The following is a 25,490-nucleotide window of genomic DNA, read 5'->3' on the forward strand; positions in this document are numbered from 1 at the left end:
CGTCTGAGGGTGAGTTATCGTGTACACGGGGTAAAAACAAACGGCATGACCCGTTCATTTCGGTCCCGGGAGAGTTCAGTCGATGGCGAGGCAGTTGCGAGCCGAGCAGACCCGCTCGACGATCATCACGGCCGCCGCTGACCTGTTCGACCGTCGCGGCTACGAATCGACCAGTCTCAGCGACATCGTGGAGCACGCTCAGGTCACCAAGGGCGCCCTGTACTTCCACTTCGCGGCGAAGGAGGACCTCGCCCACGCGATCCTCGAACTCCAGTCGCACACCGCCCGCCGGCTGGCGGCGGAGACCGACCATCGCGGTCACACGTCCCTCGAGGCGCTGATGCGCCTCACGTTCGGCATCACTCGCATGTCCGTCGAGGATCCGGTCCTCAGGGCCGGACTGCGACTCGCCACCGGAGGGATCCGGCCCCGTCCGCCGCTGAGCCATCCGTTCACGGAATGGCTGGACATCGTCACGGCCCGGCTCGTCAGCGCGGTCAAGGAGGCCGACGTCCACCCGGACGTCGATGTCGACGTCGTGGCCCACTCCCTGGTCTGCTTCTTCGTCGGCACCCGGGTCGTGGGCCGCTCCCGCGAGCCCGTCGCGCGACAGCCCCGCCGGACGGCCGAGATGTGGAACATACTCATCCGCGGCCTGGTCCCGGTGACCCGCCGCGCCCGCTACCTGAGCCTGGCGGCCCGCCTGGAACGCGAACTGGCACCGGTCTGACGGTCCCGGGCGGGACAGTGCGCTCCGGGTGAGCCACGGCCCCGACCGGGCCGGCCGGGACACGGCGCCCGCGCGCTACCGTGAGCCGCATGCCCGACACCCCATCCGCACCCGTGCTCCTCGGCGACCAGCCGGGCTCCTTCCCCCACAGCGTGCTCGCCGAGCGGCACCCGGCCATCATCCGGCAGGTGCGCGAGGCCTTCCCCTACGAGCCCTGGCAGCACCGCGCGCTCGACGACCTGCTGGCGAACTGCACCAAGGGCGAGATCGAACCGCTCCCCGCCGACGCGCACGACCGCGACCTCTGGGAGACCTGGGGGCTTCGCGAGTACACCGGCCGGTCCTGGTTCGACGTGCCGTGGCTCTGGTCCGAGAGCTGGTTCTACCGCCGGCTGCTCCAGGCCGTCGGCTACTTCGGCCCGGGCCCCTGGCAGGGCATCGACCCGTTCCGCCCCTTCAAACTGGCCGAACTCGACTCCCGCGAGACCGACGAGGAACTCGCCGCGCTCGACGACCTCGCAGGACTGCCCGCAGCCGAACAGGCACAGGCCCTGCTGCACGGCTCCCTCTGGGGCAACCGCGCCGACCTCGGCTTCCGTCTCTCCGCCGAGGGCGCACGAGCCGCCGACGCCGCCCCCGGACTGGTGGCCGACGACAGCGACCGCCTGTGGGCCCTGCTCGGCGGCACCGGCACGGGCACCCTGTGCCTCGTCGCCGACAACGCGGGCCGTGAACTCGTCCCCGACCTGCTCCTCATCGCCCATCTCCTGGCTAACGGGCGCATCGGACGGGCCGTCCTGCACGTCAAGCCCTATCCGTACTACGTCTCCGACGCCACCACCGCCGACGTCGTCGACGCACTGCGCCGGCTGACCGGTGCCGGGGGAGCGGCCGCCGCGTACGGACAGCGCCTGTGGTCCGCCCTGGCAGACGGCCGCCTGACCCTCCGCGCCCACCCCTTCTCCTGCGCCCCGCTGCCGTACGAGGAGATGCCCGCCGACCTGCGTGCCGACTTCGCCTCGGCCACGCTCACCGTCGTCAAGGGCGACCTCAACTACCGCCGCCTGGTGGGCGACCGCCTCTGGGCCCCGACCACGCCGTTCCCGGACGTCACCGCGTACTTCCCCGGCCCCGTCGCCGCCCTGCGCACCCTCAAGTCCGACGTGATCACCGGCCTCGACGCCCGCACCGAGGCGGAACTCGTCGCGGCGGAGGACCAGCGCTGGCGCACCAGCGGCACGCACGCGCTGATCCAGCTGCGGACGCCCTAGGAGGTCCCACAGCGTCACACAACCTCCCGCGAGAACACCCGCATTCAGCCCCGATTCACGCGATGGTGTGATCATGTCCGGCCCGGCGGATGCCGCCGCGAGGCGCCGGGTAGGGCCCGGCCATGACGCAGCCGTTCGAACTCCCGCACTTCTACATGCCGCATCCCGCGCGGCTGAACCCCCATCTCGACGAGGCCCGGGCCCATTCGACCGAGTGGGCGCGCGATATGGGCATGCTGGAGGGCTCCGGCGTCTGGGACCAGGCCGACCTCGACGCGCACGACTACGGCCTGCTCTGCGCCTACACCCACCCCGACTGCGACGGCCCCGACCTCTCCCTCATCACCGACTGGTATGTGTGGGTCTTCTTCTTCGACGACCACTTCCTGGAGAAGTACAAGCGCAGCCAGGACCGCGTCGCGGGCAAGGCCCACCTGGACCGGCTGCCCCTCTTCATGCCGCTGGACCTCTCGACTCCCGTACCGGAGCCGGAGAACCCGGTCGAGGCGGGCCTGGCCGACCTGTGGGCGCGCACGGTGCCGAAGATGTCGCAGGACTGGCGCCGCCGCTTCGCCGTGGCGACCGAACACCTGCTGAACGAGTCCCTGTGGGAGCTGTCCAACATCAACGAGGGGCGGATCGCCAACCCCGTCGAGTACATCGAGATGCGCCGCAAGGTGGGCGGCGCCCCCTGGTCGGCGGGCCTCGTGGAGTACGCGACGGCCGAAGTGCCCGCGTCCGTCGCGGAGTCCAGGCCGCTCAGGGTGCTGATGGAGACGTTCTCCGACGCCGTGCACCTGCGCAACGACCTGTTCTCCTACCAGCGGGAGGTGGAGGACGAGGGCGAGAACAGCAACGGCGTGCTCGTCCTGGAGACCTTCTTCGGCTGCACCACCCAGGAGGCCGCCGACACCGTCAACGACATCCTCACCTCCCGCCTCCAGCAGTTCGAGCACACGGCGTTCACCGAAGTGCCCGCGGTGGCCCTGGAGAACGGCCTCACCCCCGGCGAGGTCGCGGCCGTGGCGGCGTACACCAAGGGACTCCAGGACTGGCAGTCCGGCGGCCACGAGTGGCATCTGCGCTCCAGCCGCTACATGAACGAGAACGCGGTGCGCGGCGGCAGCCCATGGCCGGGATGCACCGGCATCGGCACCTCGGCCGCCGACGTCCGCGCCCTGCTCGCCACGGCCGGCGCCGAGCGGCTGCGCTCCTACACGCACGTGCCGTACCAGAAGGTCGGGCCGTCGCGGATCCCCGACATCCGCATGCCGTTCCCGCTGGAGCTCAGCCCGCACCTGGACAACTCCCGCCGGAGTCTGCGCGACTGGGTGGAGCGGATGGGCATCCTCGCCGAGGGTGTCTGGGACGAGGACAAGCTCAGGGCCTACGACCTTCCGCTCTGCTCGGCGGGCCTCGACCCGGACGCCACCCCCGAGGCCCTCGACCTCAGCGCGCAGTGGCTCGCATGGGGCACCTACGGCGACGACTACTACCCGCTGGTCTACGGCCACCGCCGCGACCTGGCCGCCGCCCGGCTGACCACGGCCCGCCTGTCCGACTGCATGCCCATCGACGGTGATGAGCCGCTGCTCCCGGTCAACGCCATGGAGCGCGGCCTGCTCGACCTGTGGGTGCGCACCACCGCGGAGATGACGCCCGGCGCGCGGCGCACGCTCAAGGACGCGATCAACGTCATGACCGAGAGCTGGGTGTGGGAGCTGTCCAACCAGCTCCAGAACCGCGTGCCCGACCCGGTCGACTACCTGGAGATGCGCCGCGCGACCTTCGGCTCCGACCTCACGCTGAGCCTGTGCCGGATGGGACACGGCCCGGCCGTCCCGCCCGAGGTCTACCGCAGCGGCCCGGTCCGCTCCCTGGAGAACGCCGCGATGGACTTCGCGTGCCTCCTCAACGACGTCTTCTCGTACCAGAAGGAGATCGAGTTCGAGGGCGAGATCCACAACGCGATCCTCGTCGTGCAGACCTTCTTCGGCTGCGACTACCCGACCGGGCTCGGCATCGTCCACGACCTGATGAGCCAGCGCATGCGCCAGTTCGAGCACGTCGTCGAGCACGAACTGCCCATCCTGTACGACGACTTCCAGCTCACGGAGGAAGCGCGCGCGGCCATGGGGACGTATGTGACGGACCTGCGGAACTGGATGGCCGGCATCCTCAACTGGCACCGCGAGGTGGACCGCTACAAAGACGAGTGGCTGTCCCGGCGTGCCCACGGCTTCCTCCCGGACCGGCCTCCGGCCGTGCCCGTGCCCGCCTTCCGCTGAGGCGGCACTTTCCGGCCAGATCTACTCGGAACGGGACATGACGGAACCCCCGGTGGTGCGCCGGGGGTCTTCCTGAGGGAGAGGAACAGACAACGCACCACACGGGGGTTTCACCTTGACCGACATCATCGACAAGCCGGCCGACGCCATGGACACGGGGGACCAGGCACCGGCACCCGCACCGGCCGAACTGACGCCGTACGTTGCGCCGCTGCCCGTCCCGCCCGTCCTGCGACCCGCCTCCGGCGACGTCCTGCGCGAGACCGAGATCGCCCTGCGCCCCACCTGGGTGCGCCTGCACCCGCAGCTCCCGCCGACCCTGATGTGGGGCTACGACGGCCAGGTGCCGGGCCCGACCATCGAGGTCCGGCGCGGACAGCGGGTGCGCATCGCCTGGACCAACCGCATCCCGAAGGACAGCGAGTACCCGGTCACCTCCGTCGAGGTGAAGCTGCGCCGGGACGGCCGCCCGCAGTCGAGCACCGAGCCGGGGCGCGACGGAGTCGAACCGAACAAGGACGTCACGGCCCTGCCCGCCTGGTCCGTCACCCACCTGCACGGCGCGCAGACCGGAGGCGGCAACGACGGCTGGGCCGACAACGCGGTCGCCTTCGGCGACGCCCAGCTCTCGGAATACCCGAACGACCACCCGGCGGTGCAGTGGTGGTACCACGACCACGCCATGAACATCACCCGGTGGAACGTGATGGCCGGCCTGTACGGCACCTACCTCGTCCGTGACGACGAGGAGGACGCCCTGCACCTCCCGTCCGGGGAGCGGGAGATCCCGCTGCTGCTCGCCGACCGCAACCTCGACACCGACGAGGACGGCCGTCTCAACGGCCGGCTGCTGCACAAGACGGTCATCGTCCAGGACGCGAACCCGGAGACGGGCAAGCCGGTCTCCATCCCGTTCACCGGCCCGTACACCACGGTCAACGGCCGTATCTGGCCGTACGCCGGCGTCGAGGCCGGCTGGTACAGGTTCCGGATGGTCAACGCCTCCAACGCGCGCATCTACGACCTCGTCCTCGTCGACGAGGAGAACAACCCGGTCCCGGGCGTCCTCCACCAGATCGGCAGCGACGGCGGGCTGCTGCCGCGCCCCGTCCCGGTCGACTTCGACGAGATCCTGCCGGCGCTGACCGCGGCCCCGGCCGAGCGCTTCGACCTGCTGGCCGACTTCCGTGGCTTCGAGGGCCGGACGCTGCGCCTGGTCAACAAGGGCCGCAACCAGCAGCCGGGCGTGCCGGACCCGGCGGGTGACGTGCCGTATCCGGCCGTCATGGAGTTCCGGATCGGAGAGACCTGCGAGCCGGACACCTTCGAGCTGCCCACCGTGCTCTCCGGCTCCTTCCGCCGCCTCACCCACGACATCGGGCACGGTCACCGCCTGGTCGTCCTCACCCCGCCCGCCACGAAGGGCGCCGGCGGCCACCCCGAGATGTGGGAGATGGTGGAGGTCGAGCACCCGGGCGACATCCAGGTCCCCACCGACGGCGTCATCCAGATCACCGGCCCGGACGGCAGGACCAGGACCTACCGGCGCACGGCACGGACGTTCAACGACGCCCTCGGCTACACCATCGCGGAGGGCAGCCACGAGCAGTGGAGCTTCCTCAACCTCGCGCCCATCGTCCACCCCATGCACATCCACCTGGCCGACTTCCAGCTCCTGGGCCGTGACGCCTACGACGTGTCGGGCTTCGACCCGGCGGTGGGCGGCACCCGCACCCCGATCCGCTACGACGCCGGCACCGCCATCCCGCTCGCGCCCAACGAGCGCGGCTGGAAGGACGTCTTCCGGGTGCCCGGGAACCAGGTGCTGCGCGTCATGGGGAAGTTCGACGGCGCGCACGGCCGCTTCATGTACCACTGCCATCTGCTGGAGCACGAGGACATGGGCATGATGCGGCCCTTCGTCGTGATGCCCGAGCAGGTGCTGAAGTTCGACCACGGCGGTGCTCACGGCGGCCACGGGGAGGGCCACACGGGCTGACCCGCCCCGCGACCACGGCTCGCGCCGCGCCCGGTACGCCGGGTGCGGTGCGAGCCGTGCCGTCGTTCCCGCCTGTCCGGCACGCACGGCCCCCACCGACGCCGGATCAGTCTCACTCGTTCGTGGCTCATCGCACGCCGGAGCGCCGGGTAGAGCACCAGCCGTGATCGTTCCGCATCCGACGGGGGCGATCCGCACCATCCGGAGGCGAGCCATGGAACAGACCGCGCTGCGACCCAAGCCGATGCCGGGTCAGGAGCCCGACAGGGCGGCGTCGACGGGGCCCGGCCCCGCACGGCCCCGCCCGCGCGCCGCCCGGCGCCGCGGGAGGCGGCTGCTCAACGTGCTGTTCGCCGCGTTCGCCGGAGCGGTCCTGGTCCTGTCCGGAATCGGCCTCGGGGCGATGGGCGCCACGGTGATCGGCAAGGGCGGGGTCATCGATCCGCGGGGGCGGCATGCGCCGTCCCCGCCCAGCCCCTCGCCGTCCGCCGCAGCGTCCGCGCCCGCCGCCGTGACCCTCGGCGTGCAGGTGATGGACGCCGGGAAGCCGGGGGCCCTGGTCGTCGGGCTCCACGTCCCCGGGCCGGCTCAGGAGGCGGGCCTGGTGCGCGGCGACCTGCTCCTCGCCTTCGGCACGACCCGCATCGACACGGCCGCCGACCTGGCCCGGGCCGTCGCCCGCGCCCGGCCCGGCGCGAAGGTGAAACTGACGGTGCGGCACCGCAGCGGCGGCTACCAGCAGCTGACGGTCGTACCGGCCGTCGTCACGTGAGCCGCACCGTCACCTGAACCAGTCGTCACATGACCACCCGGAAGTGGCTCGTGAGCCGCCCCGAGTCGTCCAGGACGTGGAAGGCGATCCCGGGCGGCGCGTCCCGGTCGGCGACCTGCTCGCCCTCCCAGGGCAGCCGCAGCGTCCACGTCACGCCGGGGCCGACCACCAGCGGCCGCCCCGCGAACGACGTCGCGGCGGGGGTGTGCGCGTGGCCGGTGAGCAGACCCGCGATCTCGGGCCGGCGGGCCAGCAGCCCGGCCAGCCGGCCGGACTCCCGCAACGGGTACGAGTCGGGCAGCGGGTGGTGCAGCGCCACCGGCGGGTGGTGGAAGGCGAGCAGGGCCGGAAGGCCGCCGTCGAGTTCGTCGAGGGTCGCCTCGATCCAGTCGTACGTCTCCTCGTCCAGCTCCCCGTCGTCGCGGCCGGGGACGCTGGAGTCGCACATCAGCACGACACCGTCGTCGAAGACCTGCACGCTGTTGACGGGCCCCTCCGCCGCCGGCAGGCCCAGCAGCGCCTTGCGGTAGGGCGCGCGGCGGTCGTGGTTGCCCGGGCAGGTCAGCACGGGGAACGGGACGTCGCCGTCGCGCAGCCCCAGGATGCGGGCGGCCTCCTCGTACTCCGGCTCGGTGCCGTGGTCCGCGATGTCCCCGGTGACCAGCAGCGCGTCCACCTGGCCGGGCAGCTCCCACAGCCGGTCGCGCACCCGCTCGGCGCGTTCCGTCGCCCGTGCGCTCCCGTCCAGATGCAGATCGCTGATGTGTGCGAGTACGAGCACGGTCGGACGCCCCTCGATTGAACACCTAATGGTTGATGAGCATCTAAACATTATCTCTAACGCCTGAGCAATCCTCTGCCATTAGCAGCGATCTTCGGGCGAAGTCCACGGATGGCTCGCGCCGCCCCCTCCGGCCGGGCAGGATGCTGCCCGTAGCCCCTTCGTCCGTCCCTGGGAGGCCCGGATGACCGGAAGCACGGCGGCGTCCTTCACCGCCGACGACTACAGGGCCCGTATGGAGCGCGCCGCGCGGACGGCCGCCGAGGCCGGCCTCGCGGGCCTGCTGGTGGCCCCGGGGCCGGACCTGGTGTGGCTCACCGGCTACACGCCCCCGGCGGTCACCGAACGGCTCACCCTGCTGGTCCTCGCCGCCGGACAGGACCCCGTCCTCGTCGTCCCCGCCCTGGAGGCCCCGGACGCGCAGAAGGCGGCCGGCGCCCCCGCCCTGACCCTGCGCGACTGGACCGACGGCAAGGATCCCCACGCCGCCACCGCCGCCCTGCTCGACGCCTCGGGCCGGTTCGGCATCAGCGACAACGCCTGGGCGCTGCACCTGCTGGCGTTGCAGCAGGCCGTGCCCGGCAGTTCCTACGCCTCGCTCACCGAGGCCCTGCCGATGCTGCGTGCCGTCAAGGACGCGGCGGAACTGGAGCTGATGACGGCCGCGGGAGCCGCCGCCGACGCGACGTTCGAGGAGATCCGGAACGTCCCCTTCGCCGGCCGCCAGGAAGCGGAGGTGGCCGCGGACCTCGACCGGCTGCTGCGCCGGTACGGACACGAGCAGGTCGACTTCACCATCGTCGCCTCGGGCCCGAACGGCGCCAACCCGCACCACGAGGCCGGCGGGCGCGTCATCGAACGCGGTGACATGGTCGTCCTGGATTTCGGCGGCCTGAAGGACGGCTACGGCTCCGACACCTCCCGCACGGTCCACGTCGGTGAACCCACCGACGAGGAGCGCCGCGTGCACGACATCGTGCGCGAGGCCCAGGAAGCGGGGTTCCGCGCCGTGCGGCCGGGCGCCGCCTGTCAGGACGTCGACCGGGCCGCCCGCGCGGTCATCGCCGACGCCGGCTACGGCGAGTACTTCATCCACCGCACCGGACACGGCATCGGCGTCACCACCCACGAGCCGCCGTACATGATCGAGGGCGAGGAGCGGCCCCTCGTGCCCGGCATGTGCTTCTCCGTGGAACCCGGCATCTACCTGCCCGGCCGGTTCGGCGTGCGCATCGAGGACATCGTGACCGTCACCGAGGACGGCGGACGGCGTCTGAACACCACCTCCCGCGAGCTGGTCATAGTGGAGTGACGCCACCGATGTCCCCCGCACGCCTCCCGAACGGCAACGGCGCGACCATGACCCAGGCACCCACACCCACCGCGGACACCGTCCGCCGACTGGTCCGTTCCCTGCTCAAGGACGGCAAGGACGGCAAGGACGGCAAGGACGGCCAGAACGGCAAGGACATCAAGCAGGGCAAGGACGGCAAGGTCGGCAGGGAGGCCCGGCAGGGAAGGGGCTCCACCGCCGGCCCCGACGTCCGGCCCGCCACCGAGGGCGCCGACCCGGCCACCTGGTGGGTCGGCAACCGCCATGTGCTGCGCCTCGCCCCCGACCGCGAGGCCACCGTGCGCCAGCGCCGCGAACTGCGCCTGCGCGACCTCGTCCGCCCGCACGTCCCGGTGGCGGTGCCGGTCAGCGTGGCGCACGGCGAGTGGGCGCCCGGGCTGACCTACACGCTGGACACCAAGGTGCCCGGCGGCTCGGGAGAGGCCCACGACGTGTCCGCCGTCGGCGAGGCCGACCTCGCCGGAGTGCTCACGGGGCTGCGCGAGGTGCCGGTACGGCAGGCCGAGACGCTCGGCGTGCCGCGTACCGCGCCGCGCTCCCTGGAGGGGCTGCGCCGGGCCGCAGTGCGGGCCGCCGAACGCCTCGCCGACGCCGACGAGTTCGACGCCGCCCGCCTGAACCAGCTCACCGCGCCCGCCGCGGCGCAGCTCGCCGCCCAGTCGGGCTCGGCGGTCCTCACCCACCGCGCCCTCACGGGCGGCCATCTCGTGGTCAGCGCCGACGGACGGGTGCGCGGCGTCCTCGGCTGGGCCGACGCGGTCGTCGGCGACCCGGCCGAGGACATCGCGGGCCTCGCGCTCGCCGTCGGCTCACCCGCCGCCGTACGCGCCGCCACCCTCGCCGGCTACGGCGCCCGCCCCTGCCTGCGCGGCCTGTGGCTGGCCCGCTGCGACACGGTCGTCCACCTCGCCGGGGCCCTCACGGGCCGGGACGCGGGCCGGCTCACCCTGCTGCGCACGCAGGTGCGCCGGGCCTGGGAGCCGATCCTGCTGGAACGGGTGACGGACCTGCGGGACACGGACGACGCCCTCTGACAGGTGACGCCCTCCGAGGGACGTCACTCCTGCAACAGCACCACACCCGACTCGCCGGGCACGTGCACCACCCCGTCCGCCCCGGGCGTCTCCACCGGCTCCCACGCGGCCAGGACGCGCGCGTGCGCGACGCCGAGCGACAGCGCGGCCGGTTCCGGCGCCAGGTTCACCGCCACGAGGACGTCCCCGCGCCGGAAGGCGATCCAGCGGCGCTCCTCGTCGTAGGCGACCTTGGTGTCGGCGAGGTCGGGATCGGTCAGGTCGGGCTGCTCGTGGCGCAGGGCGAGGAGCTGCCGGTACCAGGCCAGCACGCGCGCGTGGGGCTCGCGGTCCGGCTCGGACCAGTCGAGGCAGGAGCGGTCCCGGGTCGCCGGGTCCTGCGGGTCGGGCACGTCCTCCTCCTTCCAGCCGTGCGCCGCGAACTCCCGCCGCCTGCCCCGCCGTACCGCGTCCGCCAGCTCCGGGTCGGTGTGGTCGGTGAAGAACTGCCAGGGCGTGCCGGCCGCCCACTCCTCGCCCATGAAGAGCATCGGTGTGAAGGGGGCCGTCAGGGTCAGCGTGGCCGCGCAGGCCAGCAGCCCGGGGGAGACCAGGGACGAAAGGCGGTCCCCCTGGGCGCGGTTGCCCACCTGGTCGTGGGTCTGGCTGTAGCCGAGCAGCCGGTGCCCGGCCACCCGCGTGCGGTCCAGGGGGCGGCCGTGGTGCCGCTCCCGGAAGCTGGAGTACGTCCCGTCGTGGAAGTAGCCGCCGGTGAGGGTCTTGGCGAGCCCGGCGAGGGGAGCGCGCGCGAAGTCGGCGTAGTAGCCCTGCGACTCGCCGGTCAGCGTGGTGTGCAGGGCGTGGTGGAAGTCGTCGTTCCACTGCGCGTGCAGCCCGAGGCCGCCCTCGTCCCGGGAGGTGATGAGCCGCGGGTCGTTCAGATCCGACTCGGCGACCAGGAACAGCGGGCGGTCCACCTCGGCGGCCAAGGCGTCCACGGCCGTCGACAGCTCCTCCAGGAAGTGGAGCGCGCGCGTGTCCACCAGCGCGTGCACCGCGTCCAGGCGCAGCCCGTCGATCCGGTAGTCGCGCAGCCACGCCAGCGCGCTGCCGACGAGGAACGCGCGCACCTCGTCCGAGCCGGGCGCGTCCAGGTTGACCGCGGCGCCCCAGGGCGTGTGATGCCGTTCCGTGAGATACGGCCCGAAGACGGGCAGGTAGTTCCCGGACGGACCGAAGTGGTTGTGCACCACGTCGAGCACCACGCCCAGGCCGAGTTCGTGGGCCCGGTCGACGAAGCGTTTCAGCGCCTCGGGCCCGCCGTACGGCTCGTGCACGGCCCACAGCGAGACGCCCTCGTACCCCCAGCCGTGCGTGCCGGGGAAGGGGCACAGCGGCATCAGCTGCACGTGCGTGACGCCCAGTTCGGCGAGATGGCCGAGCCGCTCGGCGGCCGCGTCCAGGGTGCCCTCGCGGGTGTACGTCCCGACGTGCATCTCGTACAGCACCGCGCCGGGCAGCGGCCGCCCCCGCCACCGGGCGCGCCACTCGTACCGCTCGTGGTCGACGACCGCGCTCAGCCCGTCCGGGCCGTCCGGCTGCCGGCGCGAGCACGGATCGGGCCGTACGGGACCGTCGTCCAGCGCGAAGCCGTACCGGGACCCGTCGCGCGCGTCCGCCTCGCCCCGCCACCATCCCGCCCGTTCCGGATCGCGCTCCAACGCGCGCGTGACGCCGTCGCACTGGAGCGTCACACGGCCTGCCTGCGGTGCCCACACCTCGAACTGCACGGACGGTTCCCCTTCGTCTGCTCACCGTGATGTAGCCCGTCCATGGTGCGTCAAACGCGATCAATCCGCTGGTGCATCCACCCATTTGCGGCGGGTCTCGGCGGATGCGGGCGCGTGGCGGCCGTTTTCCCGTTTTCTGGACAGCCCGGCCGCACTGCCCGACAATCACGATCGTGACGTCGTCCTTCGAGTTCAACACGTACCCCGCGCGGCTCTCCGACGTGGAGCGCGACAGGGCGCTGAAGGTGCTCCGCGACGGCGTCGCCATGGGCCGCCTCTCCCATGACACGTTCATCCGCCGCATGGAACTGGCGCTCTCCGCCCGCCGCGCGGACGAGCTCGCCGTGCTCACCGCCGACCTGCCCACGGAGAGCCGGTTCTCCCGCCTGGTGTTCGGCACCGTCGAGGCGGTCTCCGGCTTCACCGTACGGCTGCGCAGAGCCTGGCAGGCCGAGAAACTCCCCAAGCTGCTGCTGCCCCACCCGGCGCACGGCCATCCGCTGCGCATAGGCCGCGATCCCGCCAGCGGACTGCGCCTGAACCACGAGACCGTCTCCCGCGTCCACGCCGAACTCCGTCACCAGGGTGGCATGTGGGTGCTGCGGGACCTCGGCTCCACCAACGGCACGACGGTGAACGGACGGCGCGTGGTCGGCGCGGCCGTCGTCCGCGAGGGCGACCAGGTGGGCTTCGGGCGGATGTCGTTCCGGCTGTCGGCCGACTGACCGGAAACAGAGCCGTGCCTTAGCTCTGGCCTTGGATTTACCGGCTGTCGATCCGCGGGGAGTGGCTCAAAACCCGTTGCTCTCGGCGGTGTTGACGTACCCCCGAAGTCGTGACTGACTGTGTGTACGCCATGTACAGCTGGTGAAGCGACGGTACCGCATTGGGGAGGTGTGCCCTGCCGCCCCTCCCGCGCTACCCGACCGTCGACGAACTGGGCGCCCGGGCCGCCGCCCTCGTCGCCCGCCACCCGCATGAGGCCCGGCTGCGCAGGATCGGCACGTCCCGCGCGGGCACGCCCATGTGGCTGCTCTCCGTCGGGCACGGCAGCCGCCAGGCCCTCGTCGTCGCCGGCCCCCACGCCAACGAACCCGTGGGCGGAGCCACGGTGCTGCGCCTGGCCGAGCGGGCGCTGGCCGACCCGCGGCTCACCGAGGGCGCCGACGCCACCTGGAACCTGCTGCTGTGTCTCGACCCGGACGGGCTGCGCCGCAACGAGGGCTGGCTGACCGGCCCTTACACCCTCGGCCGGTACTTCCGGAGCTTCTTCCGTCCCGGCTTCCTGGAACAGCCCGAATGGCTGCCCGACGGCGCGGCCGGCGCGGCCCTGCCGGAGACCCGCGCCCTGCTCGGCGTCCAGGACGAACTGCGGCCGTTCCTCCAGTGCTCCCTGCACGGCGTCGACGTCGGCGGCGGTTTCGTCGAGCTAACCGACGACCTGCCCGGGCTCGCCCAGCGTGTCGCGCACACCGCGGCCCGGCTCGGCATCCCCCGCGAGCTGGGCGCCTACGACGCCCTGTACTGGCCCGGCCTCGGGCCCGCCGTCTACCGGATACCGCCGCCGCGCCGGGCCGACCTGGCCGCGGCCATAACGGAGGCCGCCGTCGAGTCGACGTGGTTCCATCCGCACCGGCACGGCACGCTCACCGCGGTCGTCGAGGCGCCCATGTGGGGCGTGGCGGCCGTCTCGGACGGCTCCCCGCCCGCCGACCGGGACGCGGTGCTGCGGGCCGTGAGCCGCACCCTGCGCCACGACACGGGGCTCCTGCGGCACCTCCTGGCCCGCATCCGGCCGCACCTCGCCGCCGTGCCCGACACGGCGCGCCTGCTCGCCCCGGTCGACGACTATTTACTGGTCTGCCCCGGCCTCGCCGACGCCTGGGACCCCGACACCGGCGACGGCGCGGCCCATCCCCTGCCGCCGCTGAGCACCGCCCACCTCGCCGCCCTGCGCATCTCCGGGCGGCGGCTGGCCCTGCGCACCGCCGGTCTCCTGCACCAGCTCGTGCGGGCCGCCGGGCACGACCCGGCCGGGGCGCTGCCGGAGCTGGACCGGCTGATCGACGAGTGGTGCGCCGACTACCGGGACGGCTGCGGGGCGCGCTGGATCCCGGTGGCACGCCAGGCGGAGTACCAGGCGCGCGTCGTGCTGGCCGCCTTCGAACTGGCCGCGCGGCCCACGCGCGCGGACTCCCGCTCCGGGCAAGCCGGGGTGGGAGTCCGGGGCGGCGGTGCCGGTGCAGCGGGAATGACGCGCGGCCAGGACGGAGGTGTTCGCCACCGGCCGCGGGCTCGGCCACCAGGGACCTGACGCGCAGGCGCCTACGACGCCCCTTCGCGCGCGTGCAGCGCCGCGGCGACCACCGTGCGGGACTGATGCTCGACCTGGTGCTCCAACGGCACCCAGCGGGCGCGGAAACGTTCCGCGAAAGCGTCGCTCCAGGTCGCCACGAGCTCCTCCAGCTGCTGGGCCGCCCGGTCGTCGGTCCCGCGCAGCACTCGCCGCAGCATGGCCGCCGCCCGCAGCGGCACGCGGCGCGCGAACGCGTCCACACTCCCGACGTACGCCCTGGTGCGGTCTGCGGGCGGGCTGCTCACCAGGTCGTCGGCCAGCCCCGGCACCAGCTCCAGCCCCCACCGCGCGGCCCGCAGCAACGGCCCGTCCAGGTCCGCCAGCCGGGGCAGCGCGGCGTCGAGCACCCGCGTCACCTCCAGCGCGTCCCGTTGCAGCCGGCGCGCGAGCCGTCCGAGGGCCGCCGCCGGGGCCGGATGCGGGGCAGGGTCGTCCACCAGGTCGCTCGCCCACATCGGCACCTCGACCACGGCGGTCAGACCGCCGTACCGGTGGGCGTGGTACCAGGTGCTGTGCCGCGCGTCGTCCGGCAGGCTCGGATACGCGGGTCCTGCCTCCGGCGCGGGCATGACGTGCACCCCCGGCCCGGACGCGGGCCAGCCAGCGGCGTCCGAGGCGCCGGTCTCCACCGGGATGTGCAGCTCGGCCGCGGACTTGGCGAACGGCTCGGCCAGCCCGGGCACGTCCTTCGTCAACTGCACCCAGCTGCCACCCAGGTCCGTGCCGTGCAGGGTCACCTGGAGGTAGGGGCGCAGCTCGTCGATGACGCCGGTCAGGGCCCGGGTCTCGGGCGGCAGCCGGTCGGGCGGCAGCACGGACGGCGCCCACTCCGGCTGCTCCGGGCCCGCCGGGCGGAAGAAGCCGAGGTGGTAGTCGAACAGGCTGCGCGGGGCCGGCGTCACATGCAGGCTCGCCCCGTCGGGATCCGCGCACAGCAGGAAGTGCCAGGAGATGCCGTCGCGCAACTCCCGCTCCTCCAGCACCCGTCGGGCGAGCGCGAGCAGTGTGCAGGAGCCGGTCGGCTCGTTGGCGTGGGCGCCGGCCACCACCAGCACGGCATGGCGGGCGCGGCCGACCGACAGCAGGTGCAAAGGTCTTCCCGCGCGCGAGAGACCCACCTGCCGCAGGGTGCACACCCCGGGTCGGTGAGCGGCCAACGCCCGGGCAGCAGAGACCTGTTCGGCCACCGTCGGGTAGCGCAGCTCCGGCAGGACACTCACCCCCGTCACATCCGCCCGAGTTCGCAATCGCAGTACCCCACGGCCATGGTGCGGTGTCAAGGGCCCGACCGGGGAGGCTCCAGGGGGCGCCCGGAAGCATTGCCGGCCGGTGCGGGGCGAGACGTCCTGGCGGTGTGCCGACACCGCCGCCGGCGTGGCGTCACCGGCGCGGTGTCACTGCTGGTGCAGCCCGCGTCCGGCCAGGGTCAGGAACACCTCGCCGACCGCCTCCGAGAGGGTCGGGTGCGGGTGGACGTGCCGGGCGACGTCGGACGGCTCCGCGTCCCAGCCGACGATCAGCTGGCTCTCGGCGATCATCTCCGACACGTGCGGGCCCACCAGGTGCACGCCCAGTACGCGCCCGCCGCCGGCCTCGGTGACGACCTTCACCATGCCGCCCTGCCCGTGCACCATGCCCTTCGCGACGGCGGTCAGCGGCATGCTGTTGGTCTCCACCTCCACCCCACGCGCGCGTGCCTCGGCCTCGCTCAGACCGACGGCCGCCGTCTGCGGCGACGAGTACGTGACCCGCGGCACGGCCGCGTAGTCCACGGGCGCGGACTGCACGCCCGCCAGCGTCTCGGCCACCAACAGCCCCTCCGCGAACGACGCGTGGGCCAGTCCGAGCGACGGCGGCGGGAGCAGGTCGCCCACGACGTGGACGCCGGGCACGGCCGTCTCCAGCCGGTCCCAGTCGGCCGGTACGACGAACCCGCGCCCGTCCGTGGTGAGGCCCGCGGCGGCCACGTCCAGGCCGTCGGTGACCGGGGCCCGCCCGACCGCCACGAGCAGCCGTTCGGCCTCGACCGTGAGGGTCTCGCCCCGGGCCGTACGCACGCGTGCGCGCACCCCGTCGTCGAGGACCTCGGCGTCCAGGAGCCGGGAGCCGGCCCGCACGTCGATGCCGCGCTTCTTCAGGCCGCGGGTCAGATGCCGGCTCACATCGGCGTCCTCCAGCGGCACGATCCGGTCGGCGGCCTCCACCAGGGTGACGTCGGCGCCCAGGGAGCGGTGGAACGACGCGTACTCCACGCCGATCGCACCGCCTCCGAGTACCAGCACGGACGCCGGGAGCCCGGGCGCGAACAGGGCGTCGTCGCTCGTCACCACGCGCCGCCCGTCCGGTGCGAGCCCCGGGAGCGTGCGCGGCCGTGAGCCGGTCGCGAGCACGAGTCCACGGCGCGCGGAGAGGTCGTAGACGCCGGATGCGCCGTCCACACCGGGTTCGCCGGCCAAACCCTCCACCCGCACGGAGCGCGGCCCCGTCAGCCGCGCGCTGCCCCTCACCACCCGCACGCCCGCGTGTGCGAGATGCGCCTCCACGCCCCTGTGGTTGCGGGCCACGATGTCGTCGCGCGTGGCCACCAGGGCCGGCCAGTCGACGGTGTCCAGCGTCGCCTTCACGCCCCAGCGCTCGCGTGCCTCGGCGATGCCGTCGACGAGTTCGGCCGCGTGCAGCATCGCCTTGCTCGGGATGCAGCCGCGGTGCAGACACGTCCCGCCGACCTTGTCCCGCTCGACGAGCACGACGTCCAGACCGAGGGCCGCGGCGCGCAGGGCGGTGCTGTAACCGCCCGTGCCGCCGCCGATGACGATGACGTCCGGTGAGTTCATGTCCTCAGCCTCCGCCCGGCCCTTGCCATGAGTCCAAGGCAATGTTCTTGTGGAATCGATGCAGGGTGTTTATGGGAGGGGCCGTCCATGAGCCTGCGGCAGATGGAGTACTTCCTGACGGTCGTCGAGGAGGCGTCCTTCACCCGCGCGGCCGAGCTCCTGCACGTCTCGCAGCCCGCGCTCTCCCACCAGATCAAGGCCCTGGAACGGTCGGTCGGCGGCGCCCTGCTGGAGCGCATGCCGCGCGGGGTGCGCCTGACCCCGATGGGACGCGCCTTCCGGCCGCACGCCGAACTCGCCGTGCGCAGCGCCGCGCAGGCCCGCCGCGCGGCCCGCGCCGCCGCCGGTGCCGAGGGCGGCGAACTGCACATCGCCGCCGTCCACTCCGTCGCGGTCGGTGTCCTCCCCGACGTGTTCGCCCGCTGGCACGCCGCCCATCCCCGCGTGCTGCTGCACCTCCACGAGTACGCCTCCTCGCAGGCTCTGGAGGAACAGGTCGAGCGGGGCGCGGCCGACCTCGCCGTCGGCCCCGCACCCGCCGACCGGCCGGGGACCGTCGTGCCGGTCGGCGAGGAGGACATCGTCCTCGTGGTGCCCTTCGACGACCGTTTCGCCGGCCGTACGACGGTGACGCTGCCCGAACTCGCCGACCGCCCCTGGGTGCGCTGCGCCATGGAACCCGTCGTCCAGGGCGAACGTTTCCTCGACTGGGCCTGCGGCCGGGCCGGATTCACCCCGCTCACCGCCGTGTTCACCGAGCACAGCTCCACGGCGGTACGGATGGCAGCCGCCGGGGTCGGCGTCTGCGCCGTGCCCTCGCACCTCGTGCGCGACGCGGTCGGCGACGGCTGCGTCGTCCTCAACCCCGACCCGCCGTGGAAACGCACGCTGACGGTCTTCTCCCGTCTGCCGCCGACCGGGGCGGCCGAGGCCTTCGTGGATCTGCTGCGGACGGTGTGGCCCCACCCGCGCGTCGCTCCCACCTCGCCGCCGCGAGCGTACGAGGACTGCCCTGAGGACGGACCTGCGGTCGCCTGAGCAGGGCACGCGGGTACGGCCCGGCCTCAGTCGCCCACCCGCTCCAGCAACGCCACCGGCCGCCGTGCGAACAGCTCCTCCACGCGCGTGTGCCCCGTGAACTCCCGCCCCGGTTCCAGTACGTCCGCCCAGCGCCCCGGCGGCAGGGTCAGCCGGGTGTCCTGCCAGCCGCCCGCCTTCGCGAGCCGGAGGGACAGGCGGGTGACGGCCGTCAGTGACTCGCCGGAGCGGACGAACGCCAGGCAGTGCTGTGCCGCGGGTCCCTCGGCCGGCAGCGGCAGGTACGTCGCCGTGTCGCCGAAGGCGTCGGGCCGTCGTGCCCGCAGCCCCAGCGCCGCCCGCGTCACCGCCGCCTTCTCCCCGGACGTCACGCCGGACTCCTCGGGCGGGAAGCTCACCGCCCGCCGGTTGTCGGGGTCGACCAGCGCCCGGTACTCGGCCTCCGTGCCCTGGTAGACGTCCGGCACGCCCGGCATCGTGAGCTGGACCAGGGTCGTGCCCAGCACGTTCGCCCGGATGTGCGGCTCGAGAGAGTCCCGGAACGCGGCGATCCGCTCACTCGGCGCCCCGCACGGCCCGGCCGCCACGAACCGCGCCACCGCCTCCTCGTACGGCGGCTCCTGCTCGGTCCAGCTGGTGTACAGACCCGCCTCGCGCACGTGCTTCAGCAGCGCCCCCTGCACCCGCTCCAGGACCCCCGGTCCCGGGCCCAGCCCGAACACCGTCTGCCAGGCCGCCCAGGCCAGTTGCGCGTCCGGCACGCCCTCGCCGGTGCGGGTCACCTCGGCGAGGACGTCCGCCCAGCGGTCCGGGCACTCGGTGAGCACGTGCAGCGCCGCCCGGACGTCGGCACTGCGCTTGGTGTCGTGCGTCGAGGCGACCGTCCCGGTCACCGGCCAGTCGCGCTGCACGCGCGCGCAGTACGCGTGGAACTCCTCCGGCGACAGCGCGGGCCGGCCCGGATTCCCGCCCACCTCGGTCGCCGACAGCAGCGGCACGTACCGGTAGAACGCCGTGTCCTCCACGGACTTCGCCCGCAGCGCCGACGAGGTCTGCGCGAACCGCGTCCGGAACTCCAGCTGCGCGGCCCCGTCGCCGTACCGCCCCAGCACGAGGTCCCGCACGACGTCCACCGCACCGGCCTCCTCCGGCACGGTGAAGGCGAGCCGGGCCTCGGCGGCGGCCTCCTCGGTGACCACGGACGCCGCGTCGACGGACTCGTACGGCCGGTAGACCTCCATCCGGACGAGCAGCTCCTGGAGCGCGGTGCGCAGCGCCCAGGGCGCGCGGTCGCGCAGCGCCGGCTCCGGCGAGGTGGCGCACAGCCGGGCCGCCACCCGCACCAGCCGGTCGGTCTCGGTGGCGAGCTCGTGCGTGAGGACCTTGTACGCCGCCCGCCGCACCGTCGCCTCCCACTGCCCGCCCCGGTCCGTCTGAGGCGCCGCGAACCGCCGGTACCGGCCCAGGAGGTCCCCGAACCCGGCCGGGTCCGTGAAGAGCCCGTCCACGTGCCGCAGGGCGTCGTAGCCGGTGGTGCCCGCGACGGGCCAGGCGGCCGGCAGGTGCTCACCGTCGGCGAGGATCTTCTCCACGACCGTCCAGCGGCCCCCGGTCGCCTCGTGCAGCCGCCGGAAGTAGTCGTCGGGGTCGGCGAGCCCGTCGGGATGGTCGACGCGCAGCCCGTCGATCACGCCCTCGTCGAGCAGCTCGATGATCTTGCCGTGGGTGGCCTCGAACACCTCGGGGTCCTCCACCCGCACCCCGATGAGCTCCGAGATGCTGAAGAACCGCCGGTAATTGAGCTCCGTCCGGGCCAGCCGCCACCACACCGGGCGGTACCACTGCGCGTCCAGCAGGTGCGGCAGCGGCAGGTCCTCGGTGCCCTCGCGCAGCGGGAAGACATGGTCGTAGTAGCGCAGCACGTCACCGTCGACGCGCAGCTCCCCGAGCACCTCGCCCAGCGGCCCGCCGAGCACCGGCAGCAGCACCTGGCCGTCCTGGGCCTCCCAGTCGATGTCGAACCAGCGCGCGTACGGCGACTTCGGGCCCTCGCGGAGCACCTCCCACAGGGCGCGGTTGTGGCGCGGGGCCATGGCCATGTGGTTCGGGACGATGTCCACCACCAGGCCGAGCCCGTGCTCGCGCGCCGTGCGCGCCAGCGCCCGCAGTCCCGCCTCGCCGCCCAGTTCCTCGCGCACGCGCGCGTGATCGACGACGTCGTAGCCGTGCATCGAGCCCGGCACGGCCTCCAGGACGGGGGACAGGTGCAGGTGCGAGACGCCGAGCGAGGCCAGGTACGGCACGATGGCCGCCGCGGCCCCGAACGGGAACTCGGGCTGCAGTTGCAGCCGGTACGTGGCCGTGGGCACCACCGGGTCAGGTCGCTCAGGTGTCATGCAGACCTACGTACCCGCCCCGCCGCCGTTCGTGTCATCGTCCGCGCCAGGTGCGTCCCGCGTCGCCCGGACGAGTGGCTCTCTCCGGGCGATGCGGCGACGGTGCGGACACGGGCGGCCGTACGGGCCGCCCGGGCGGCTACACGGGCCGCTGGAGCACCGTCATGCTCCGGTCGGCCAGCGTCAGCCGGTCCCCGGCCTGCACCTTCGGGCCCGTCCCCGGCGGCACACCGTCCGCCCTGGCCGTGTCGACCACCACCTGCCACTGCCGCCCGTGGTTGACCGGAACCAGGAACTCCAGCGGCTTGGGCGAGGCGTTGAACATCAGCAGGAACGAGTCGTCGGTGATGCGCTCCCCGCGCGGTCCCGGCTCCGAGATCGCGTTGCCGTTGAGGAACACCGTCAGCGCCGAGGCCCGTGCCGAGTCCCAGTCCCGCTGGGTCATCTCCCGGCCCTCGGGGGTGAACCAGGCGATGTCGGACAGGTCGTCGTGCGTGCCCTCCACGGGCCGGCCGTGGAAGAAGCGCCGGCGGCGGAGGACCGGGTGGTCCCGGCGCAGCCACACCATCGCGCGCGTGAAGGCCAGCAGCTCCTTGCTCAGACCACCCTCGGCGCCCTCTGTCTCGTCGGGCCACTCGACCCAGGCCAGTTCGTTGTCCTGGCAGTAGGCGTTGTTGTTGCCGTGCTGGGTGCGGGCGAACTCGTCGCCGTGGCTGATCATGGGCACGCCCTGGGACAGCATCAGCGTCGCGATGAAGTTGCGCATCTGCCGCGCCCGCAGCCGCAGCACGTCCGGGTCGTCCGTCTCGCCCTCGGCGCCGCAGTTCCAGGACCGGTTGTGGCTCTCGCCGTCCCGGTTGTCCTCGCCGTTGGCGTCGTTGCGCTTGTCGTTGTACGACACCAGATCGTGCAGCGTGAAGCCGTCGTGGCAGGTCACGAAGTTGATGGAGGCCAGCGGGCGCCGCCCGTCGTCCTGGTACAGGTCGGACGAGCCGGTCAGCCGCGAGGCGAACTCCGCGAGTGTGCGCTGCTCGCCCCGCCACAGGTCCCGCACGGTGTCCCGGTACTTGCCGTTCCACTCGGTCCACAGCGGCGGGAAATTGCCCACCTGGTAGCCGCCCTCGCCCACGTCCCACGGCTCGGCGATCAGCTTGACCTGCGAGACCACCGGGTCCTGCTGCACCAGGTCGAAGAACGACGACAGCCGGTCCACCTCGTGGAACTGCCGGGCGAGCGTCGCCGCCAGGTCGAAGCGGAACCCGTCGACGTGCATCTCCGTGACCCAGTACCGCAGCGAGTCCATGATCAGCTGGAGCACGTGCGGGGACCGCATGAGCAGGGAGTTTCCGGTGCCTGTCGTGTCCATGTAGTAGCGGGGGTCGTCCGTCAGCCGGTAGTAGCGCGAATTGTCCAGGCCCTTGAAGGACAGGGTCGGGCCGAGGTGGTTGCCCTCGGCGGTGTGGTTGTAGACCACGTCGAGGATCACCTCGATCCCGGCCTCGTGCAGCGCCTTCACCGCCGACTTGAACTCCAGCACCTGCTGGCCGCGGTCGCCCCAGGAGGCGTAGGCGTTGTGCGGGGCGAAGAAACCGATCGTGTTGTAGCCCCAGTAGTTGTTCAGGCCCATGTCGACCAGACGGTGATCGTTCACGAACTGGTGTACGGGCATCAGCTCCAGGGCCGTGACGCCGAGCTCGGTGAGGTGCTCGATGATCGCCGGGTGGGCGAGGGCCGCGTAGGTGCCGCGCAGCTCCTCCGGCAGGCCCGGGTGCCGCATGGTGAGGCCCTTGACGTGGGCCTCGTAGATCACCGTGTGGTGGTACTCGGTGCGCGGCAGGCGGTCGTCGCCCCAGTCGAAGTACGGGTTGACCACGACCGACGTCATCGTGTGCGGCGCCGAGTCGAGATCGTTGCGCCGGTCGGGATCGTCGAAGTGGTAGCCGTAGACCTCCTCGCCCCAGCTGATCGAACCGCTGATCGCGCGCGCGTACGGGTCGAGCAGCAGTTTCGCGGAGTTGCAGCGCACCCCGCGCTCCGGGGCGTACGGGCCGTGTACCCGGAACCCGTACCGCTGCCCCGGCATGATGCCCGGCAGGTACGCGTGCCGTACGAACGCGTCGCTCTCCCGGAGCTCGATCGCCGTCTCCGAGCCGTCGTCGTGCAGCAGACACAGCTCTACTCGGTCCGCGGCCTCCGTGAAGACCGCGAAGTTCGTGCCGGCGCCGTCGTACGTGGCACCGAGTGGATATGCCTCTCCAGGCCAGACCTGCATGGATACGACTCTTTCAGGTGAGCGGCGCCGGTGGGGACGCCTTGGCCTCGAGTCTCCTCGAAAGTGAGGGAACCTCCTATGACTTATGTCCCTCTTACCGGGTGACCAGTGCATACGCGTTATGCCGAACCAGTGGGGCAAGTGATACTCCCGGGGCGTTTGAGGGAGTAGGGGAAAGATGTGACACGGGGACCGGCTCGGGGCGGTCCGTCCGGCGGGGAGCCGGGGCGGACCGCCCCGGCCGTGATCCGCCGACCGAGCGGCCGACCACGAGACGGAGCGTGCCGAGGAGACCGGCCGCCATGAATCCGCTCACTCCGGCCGGGCTCGCGCCGGAGGAACGGGCACCGGCGTCCGCACGGTTGAGAACGACCCTGCCCATCCGGCTGCACCGCCGACCGCTCCCGGAGTACCCTTCCTTGATCGTTGGGTGGGACCAGGCCCCTCGGGAGTGCTCGGGGGAGCGGAAGGCGGTGCGCGGGTGGGCTCGGGAGGGCGGGAGCTGCCCCCTGGTGACGAAGGTCACGAGGGGAACTCCACAGACGTCCCGACCGGTGCCGTGTCCCTGGCACGGCCGATGGACGCGACGGGCTCGATCGGTCCGGAACTGGACTGGGACGCCGACGCCTGGCGCGAGGTGCGCACCCGCGCGCAGCGGGCCGGCCGGGCCTACATCTGGCTGAACCTCGTCGAGCAGCGGCTGCGCGCGGTCGTCGCCGCCGTCCTGCGACCCATCTACGAACCCGTCCACGGCGACGACTGGGTGGTGGCCGCCGCCGGACCAGCCGGGCAGGAGTGGGTGCAGCGCGCCGTCGCCGTACGCGAGGTCAGCCGCCGCAAGGGCTACCTCCTCGACCCGGCCGACGACAACGTCCTGTCCTTCCTCACACTGCCGCAGCTCCGCGAGCTGATGGTGCAGCACTGGCCCTGCTTCGAGCCCTACTTCGACGACCGCCGGGACGTCGAGCTCGCCCTGGACGAGCTGGAGGTCACCCGGAACGTCGTCTCCCGCAACCGGGCCCTGTCCGAGGCCGTCCTGGCCCAGGCCGAGCGCGCCTCCGCCCGGCTGCTGGAGATGCTCGGCGCGGGCGGTGACGTGCCCTCCGCGCGCCGGCTGCCCATCGACGCGGTCGAGGACCTGGTCGGCGACCGGTACGCCGACGTGGTCGCCGTCCACCCGGACCGGGTGCGGCTGATGCGCCAGTTCCCGGCCGAGGACATCTTCGGCGGTGCCCGCCGCCTCGACGCCATCGGCATCGGACTCAACCTGCTCGTGCAGAACTTCTCCGGCCGCCGCCTGGTCCGGCTGGCCGAGTCCGGCTGCCGGGTGCGGCTGCTGTTCCTGAACCCGGCCTCCAGCGCGGTCAAGCGGCGCGAGCGCGAACTGGGCATCAAGCGCGGCGAGCTCAGCCGGGCCGTCGAGATGAACATCCTGCACATGCGCCGGGTACGGGCCCGGCTGCGCGACCCCGGGGCCTTCGAGATCCAGGTCTTCGACGAGACGCCGCGCTTCACGGCGTACCTGGTCGACGGCGACGGCGCGGACGGCATCGCCGTCGTGCAGAACTACCTGCGCCGGACCCGGGGCATGGAGGCACCGGTGTTCGTGCTGCGCAACAGCGGCAAGGTGGTCAAGTCGGGCGAGATCGACGAAAGCGGCCTCTTCCCCACCTACCGCGAGGAGTTCGAGGTGATGTGGGCGGATTCGCGGCCCGTGTCGTGAACCGTGCCCCGCTGTGCGGTGGTTGTGGTGGTTCGCCCGGCCGCGGCGGGGGCTGAGCGGAACGCGGTCCTCTGATTGTCAGTGGTGCATGGGAGGGTGGAGACCACTGGGGGAACGCACCATAGAAGGGGGGCCGCCCATGGGCTGGCACCGGGAGCTGCTGATCGGCTTCGACCTGGAGACGACGGGCACGGATCCGCGCGAGGCGCGCATCGTCACGGCAGCCGTGATCGAGGTCCGGGGCGGGGAGCCGATGGGGCGCCGGGAGTGGCTGGCCGACCCGGGGGTGCCGATCCCCGAGGACGCGGTGGCGGTGCACGGCATCAGCAACGAGCGGGCGGCGGCCGAGGGCAGACCGGCCGACCAGGTGGCGGACGCCCTCGCCGACGTCCTCACCTCCTACTGGAAGACGGGCGTGCCGGTCGTCGCCTACAACGCCGCCTTCGACCTGACCCTGCTCTCCGCCGAGCTGCGCCGCTACGGACTGCCGTCCCTGCGCGAGCGCCTGGGCGGCGTGGACCCCGCCCCGGTCATCGACCCGTACACCATCGACCGCTGGGTCGACCGCTACCGCCGCGGCAAGCGCAACCTCGAAGCGGTCTGCGCCGAGTACGGCGTCGTCCTCGACTCCGCCCACGACGCCATGGCCGACGCCCTCGCGGCGGCCCGCCTGGCCGGCGCGATAGCCGCCCGCCACCCCAAGATCGCCTCCCTCGGCCCGGCCGACCTCCACCGCCGCCAGATCGAGTGGTACGCGGAGTGGGCGGCGGACTTCCAGAACTTCCTGCGCGGCAAGGGCGACACGACGGCCCTGGTGGACGGGGCATGGCCCTTGCGGGAGCTGGCGGACGCATAAGCCCCGCCCACCGGTTG

At 72.8% G+C, this 25,490-nt stretch carries 17 protein-coding genes and 1 pseudogene; 12 read left to right on the forward strand and 6 right to left on the reverse strand.

From position 1 onward, the window contains the following. The first annotated feature begins 82 nt into the window (after positions 1-82). The 5 genes from ABFX81_RS01915 (at position 83) to ABFX81_RS01935 (ending at position 7,060) form a co-directional block, all read left to right on the forward strand. Positions 83-730: a ScbR family autoregulator-binding transcription factor gene (locus ABFX81_RS01915; RefSeq protein ID WP_086854011.1), complete on the forward strand. Its 648-nt coding sequence runs from the start codon at positions 83-85 to the stop codon at positions 728-730. 89 nt (positions 731-819) lie between these two features. Next, positions 820-2,001: an ARMT1-like domain-containing protein gene (locus ABFX81_RS01920; RefSeq protein WP_086854013.1), complete on the forward strand. Its 1,182-nt coding sequence runs from the start codon at positions 820-822 to the stop codon at positions 1,999-2,001. Between the two features lie 122 nt (positions 2,002-2,123). After that, positions 2,124-4,289 (forward strand): germacradienol/geosmin synthase Cyc2, encoded by a 2,166-nt coding sequence (gene cyc2, locus ABFX81_RS01925; RefSeq protein WP_086854015.1) that lies wholly within the window; start codon positions 2,124-2,126, stop codon positions 4,287-4,289. 148 nt (positions 4,290-4,437) lie between these two features. Further along, positions 4,438-6,288 carry an O-aminophenol oxidase PhsA gene (gene phsA, locus ABFX81_RS01930; RefSeq protein WP_086854034.1) on the forward strand — a complete coding sequence of 617 codons (1,851 nt, stop codon included), beginning with the start codon at positions 4,438-4,440 and terminating at the stop codon, positions 6,286-6,288. A gap of 214 nt (positions 6,289-6,502) precedes the next feature. Further along, positions 6,503-7,060 carry a PDZ domain-containing protein gene (locus ABFX81_RS01935; protein ID WP_086854017.1) on the forward strand — a complete coding sequence of 186 codons (558 nt, stop codon included), beginning with the start codon at positions 6,503-6,505 and terminating at the stop codon, positions 7,058-7,060. Positions 7,061-7,085: 25 nt separating this feature from the next. Here the strand turns inward: ABFX81_RS01935 and ABFX81_RS01940 are convergent, their stop codons facing one another. Beyond that, entirely contained in the window at positions 7,086-7,841 is a 756-nt protein-coding gene (locus ABFX81_RS01940; RefSeq protein WP_346137534.1) for a phosphodiesterase, read from the reverse strand. Positions 7,842-8,025: 184 nt separating this feature from the next. Here ABFX81_RS01940 and ABFX81_RS01945 point away from each other — a divergent pair, with 184 nt between their 5' ends. After that, on the forward strand, positions 8,026-9,153 hold the full coding sequence (locus tag ABFX81_RS01945) for a M24 family metallopeptidase (protein ID WP_086854021.1): 1,128 nt from the start codon (positions 8,026-8,028) through the stop codon (positions 9,151-9,153). Between the two features lie 47 nt (positions 9,154-9,200). Continuing rightward, positions 9,201-10,229 (forward strand): phosphotransferase, encoded by a 1,029-nt coding sequence (locus tag ABFX81_RS01950; RefSeq protein ID WP_086854036.1) that lies wholly within the window; start codon positions 9,201-9,203, stop codon positions 10,227-10,229. A 23-nt stretch (positions 10,230-10,252) separates the two neighbouring features. On the opposite strand, the gene treZ is transcribed toward ABFX81_RS01950, so the two are convergent. After that, a complete protein-coding gene (gene treZ, locus ABFX81_RS01955; protein ID WP_086854023.1) occupies positions 10,253-11,998 on the reverse strand; it encodes a malto-oligosyltrehalose trehalohydrolase in 1,746 nt (581 codons plus the stop codon). Positions 11,999-12,171: 173 nt separating this feature from the next. On the opposite strand from treZ, the gene ABFX81_RS01960 reads away from it, so the two are divergent. Then, the gene (locus ABFX81_RS01960; protein WP_086854025.1) at positions 12,172-12,723 is read left to right on the forward strand and encodes an FHA domain-containing protein; all 552 of its coding nucleotides are present in this window, start codon (positions 12,172-12,174) and stop codon (positions 12,721-12,723) included. A gap of 161 nt (positions 12,724-12,884) precedes the next feature. Then, a pseudogene (locus tag ABFX81_RS01965) lies at positions 12,885-14,253 on the forward strand (M14 family zinc carboxypeptidase). 70 nt (positions 14,254-14,323) lie between these two features. Here the strand turns inward: ABFX81_RS01965 and ABFX81_RS01970 are convergent. Both ABFX81_RS01970 and lpdA read right to left on the reverse strand, forming a co-directional pair. Continuing rightward, entirely contained in the window at positions 14,324-15,574 is a 1,251-nt protein-coding gene (locus ABFX81_RS01970) for a M14 family zinc carboxypeptidase (RefSeq protein ID WP_086854028.1), read from the reverse strand. 174 nt (positions 15,575-15,748) lie between these two features. Continuing rightward, on the reverse strand, positions 15,749-17,188 hold the full coding sequence (gene lpdA, locus ABFX81_RS01975) for a dihydrolipoyl dehydrogenase (protein WP_086854030.1): 1,440 nt from the start codon (positions 17,186-17,188) through the stop codon (positions 15,749-15,751). Between the two features lie 87 nt (positions 17,189-17,275). Here lpdA and ABFX81_RS01980 point away from each other — a divergent pair, with 87 nt between their 5' ends. After that, complete coding sequence (locus tag ABFX81_RS01980) at positions 17,276-18,226, forward strand: LysR substrate-binding domain-containing protein (RefSeq protein WP_086854032.1); 951 nt, start codon at positions 17,276-17,278, stop codon at positions 18,224-18,226. 26 nt (positions 18,227-18,252) lie between these two features. On the opposite strand, the gene treY is transcribed toward ABFX81_RS01980, so the two are convergent. Next, positions 18,253-20,622: a malto-oligosyltrehalose synthase gene (gene treY / locus ABFX81_RS01985; RefSeq protein WP_346137535.1), complete on the reverse strand. Its 2,370-nt coding sequence runs from the start codon at positions 20,620-20,622 to the stop codon at positions 18,253-18,255. 139 nt (positions 20,623-20,761) lie between these two features. Beyond that, on the reverse strand, positions 20,762-22,894 hold the full coding sequence (glgX, locus tag ABFX81_RS01990; protein WP_346137536.1) for a glycogen debranching protein GlgX: 2,133 nt from the start codon (positions 22,892-22,894) through the stop codon (positions 20,762-20,764). 451 nt (positions 22,895-23,345) lie between these two features. On the opposite strand from glgX, the gene ABFX81_RS01995 reads away from it, so the two are divergent. After that, positions 23,346-24,617: an SAV2148 family HEPN domain-containing protein gene (locus tag ABFX81_RS01995; RefSeq protein WP_346137760.1), complete on the forward strand. Its 1,272-nt coding sequence runs from the start codon at positions 23,346-23,348 to the stop codon at positions 24,615-24,617. A 139-nt stretch (positions 24,618-24,756) separates the two neighbouring features. Next, a complete protein-coding gene (locus ABFX81_RS02000) occupies positions 24,757-25,473 on the forward strand; it encodes an exonuclease domain-containing protein (RefSeq protein WP_086851686.1) in 717 nt (238 codons plus the stop codon). Positions 25,474-25,490 lie beyond the last annotated feature (17 nt).

The sequence above is a fragment of the Streptomyces coeruleofuscus genome, from assembly GCF_039532725.1.
In the GTDB taxonomy this organism is placed as follows: Bacteria; Actinomycetota; Actinomycetes; order Streptomycetales; family Streptomycetaceae; genus Streptomyces; species Streptomyces coeruleofuscus.